This window comes from uncultured Mycobacterium sp., from assembly GCF_964249325.1.
Lineage (GTDB): Bacteria > Actinomycetota > Actinomycetes > Mycobacteriales > Mycobacteriaceae > Mycobacterium.
In genome coordinates, this window is record NZ_CAXUCH010000395.1 from 1 (window position 1) to 2365 (window position 2365).

A 2365-nucleotide genomic window follows, 5' to 3' on the forward strand; every position below is an offset into this window, starting at 1 on the left:
GCACAGCCCCCCGGCGTTAGTGGCGATGTTGCCGCCAATGCTGCAGATCTCGTAGGACGACGGGTCCGGGGGATACCACAGCCCGTATTCGGCGACGGTCTTTTTGACCTCGGCGTTGAGTAGCCCGGGCTGGCACACCGCGGTGCGGGTGACCGGGTCGACGACAATGTCACGCATCTTCTCGGTCGACAGCACAATTCCGTCGTCCACCGCGGTGGCCCCACCCGAGAGACCAGTGCCCGCGCCGCGCGGCACCACCGGCACCCGGTGGGTGCTGGCCCAGCGCATGACGGTCTGCACCTCTGCGGTGCGGCGTGGCCGCACTACCGCCATCGGCTTGCCCGCGGAGGGGTCGAAGGCGCGGTCTTGCCGGTAGCCCTCGGTGACCGCCGGGTCCGTGACGACCATGCCGTCCGGCAGCTCGGCGATCAGGCTGGCCAACACATCCGCGCCCACGGACCGATCCTACGGTTTCGGATCGACCACCAGCTTCGGCGCGCGATCCAGGTCTCGCAGCGACGGCAGCCCCAGCGACACCAGTCCCATCAGGGTCATTGGGATGGCCAGCACCAAAAACGTCGTCCGCAACCCGGCGGCGTCGGTCAGCGGTCCCGCCAGCGCGAAACCCAGCGGCCCGGCCGCATAAGCCAGTGAGGTCATGACCCCGACGACGCGGCCCCGCAACTGCGGCGGCGATCTGGTTTGCATCGCGTAGTTGTAGATCGGCGCGATCGGCCCGTAGACCAAACCGATCAGCCCGCATAGCACCAAGATCACCGCCAGCGCAGGCAAGAACGAGATCAACGCAGTGCACACGCCGAGCGTCAACGTCGCGGCCAGTAGCGTGGTCCGTCGACTCAGCCGCCGGACCACTACCGGATAGGCCAAGGCACCGGCCAACCCACCGATGCTGAGCGCCATCAGCACCCAGCCAAGATGCGCGGGCTCCTTTCGATCGGTGAAGTACTTCGGAAACAGCACGCTTTCCATCGGCAAATACAGGCCGGTCATCGCCAGGTCGATCAGCGCCAGCGTGCGAAGCACTTTGATGTTCCACACGAACCGCAGCCCGTCGACCATCCCCGACCATGGACTGCCCGGGCGTTCCCCAACTGGCGGCGGACCCGCGCCGGCCAACCGCAGCATGCTGATCGCCGCAATGGAGACGCCGAACGCCCCGGCCGCCACCCACATCGTGTTGACCCCGCCGATGGTCGCGATGAGCATGCCACCGAGTCCGGGGCCGACGATGTAGGCGACGTTGAAGATTGCCTCGTAGAGGCCGTTGGTGCGGTCAAGCGTCCACCCGGCCTGCGCGGCGGCTTCGGGCAGCATCGATTCGCGCGCGGTGATGCCTGCCGGATCGAACGCCGCACCCAGCGCGGCCAGCACCGCGAGGACCCCGACGGTGATGCTCCGCTGGCCCACGGTGATCGCCAGCACTGGCACCGCGGCTACCGTGCTGCCCGACAGCACATCGGAGAGAATCGAAATGCGCCGTCGGCCAAGGTAATCCACCGCGGTTCCTGCGATTAGCGTAGAAAACAGCAGCGGCAACGACGCGGCGCCGGCCACGATCGACGCGTCGGCGGCGCTACCGTTGCGCTGCAACACCAGCCAGGGAAAAGCGACCAGCGAGATACCGTTGGCAGCCGCGGCGGCCAGGGCCGCGAACATGATGAGGTAAGCCGGTCGGCGCGACGGGGTGGACATGAGACTGGGGAAATTTAGCAGCGCACCCATGCTGGCGGCGAGCGATTTTTACCGGGTGTGCCCCGGCGTGCACAGTGGACCGGTGAGCCTCGCCCATCCCCGTACCGCCGAGCTGTTCGACTCGCCGGTGCCACCCGGAACCGGCTGGCCTGGCGATCCCGCGACTTCCCAGACTGTGGTGGCGTCGACGCCGGCCCAGGTGGTCTTGCTCGCCGAGGCCGTCCACACAGTGCCGGAGCTCGACGCCGTGGTGTCGGTGTGCCGCGCGTGCCCGCGGCTGGTGGAATGGCGCGAGCACGTTGCGATCACCAAGCGGCGGTCGTTTGCCGCCGAACCGTACTGGGGCAGGCCTATTCCGGGCTGGGGTGCCGAACGTCCGCGGGTGTTGGTGGTCGGGCTGGCGCCGGCGGCGCATGGCGGCAACCGCACCGGGCGGGTGTTTACCGGCGACCGCTCCGGCGACGTGCTATTCGCCGCGTTGCACCGGGCCGGACTGGCCAACTCGCCGATCAGCGTCGATGCCGCTGATGGCCTGCAGCTGAATGCCACCCGGGGGGTGGCCGCGGTGCGGTGCGCGCCGCCGGGCAACGCGCCGACACCGGGCGAGCAGGCGAACTGCGCGCCGTGGCTGGATGCCGACTGGCGGCTGGCC

Annotated in this window: 3 protein-coding genes; 1 reads left to right on the forward strand and 2 read right to left on the reverse strand. The window is 68.8% G+C overall.

Annotated elements, in window-relative coordinates:
- The coding region (locus ACFE99_RS24995; protein ID WP_375489552.1) for an FAD-binding oxidoreductase at window positions 1-456 on the reverse strand (456 nt) is incomplete at its 3' end.
- 9 nt (window positions 457-465) lie between these two features.
- Entirely contained in the window at window positions 466-1713 is a 1248-nt protein-coding gene (locus ACFE99_RS25000; RefSeq protein ID WP_375489554.1) for an MFS transporter, read from the reverse strand.
- Between the two features lie 28 nt (window positions 1714-1741).
- Between ACFE99_RS25000 and ACFE99_RS25005 the strand changes: the two genes are divergently transcribed.
- Window positions 1742-2365: uracil-DNA glycosylase family protein (locus ACFE99_RS25005; protein WP_375489556.1), on the forward strand; the 624-nt coding region annotated here is incomplete at its 3' end.